The organism is Citrobacter sp. TBCS-14, from assembly GCF_005280805.1.
GTDB lineage: Bacteria > Pseudomonadota > Gammaproteobacteria > Enterobacterales > Enterobacteriaceae > Citrobacter > Citrobacter gillenii.
Genome location: NZ_SZWM01000736.1, coordinates 1 through 204 on the forward strand (window position 1 = coordinate 1; position 204 = coordinate 204).

General features: G+C 54.4%; 1 protein-coding gene. It reads left to right on the forward strand.

Annotated elements, in window-relative coordinates:
- Positions 1-63: 63 nt before the first annotated feature.
- Positions 64-204, forward strand: a 141-nt coding sequence (locus FDX22_RS20995) for a phage tail protein (RefSeq protein WP_170983417.1), incomplete at its 3' end; no start/stop codon positions are given.

Sequence of the window (204 nt, forward strand, 5' to 3'; positions counted from 1 at the left end):
TTGAGTTCATGTGAAAGATGGCGTAAAAATTGATGCCGCTGAGATGTTCTCTGGAGGTGGACGGTGAAAACATTCCGCTGGAAAGTGAAACCCGGTATGGATGTGACTTCGGCGCCTTCGGTCAGGGAGGTGCGCTTTGGTGATGGTTATTCCCAGCGCGCGCCTGCCGGGCTGAATGCCGACCTGAAAACGTACAGCGTGACG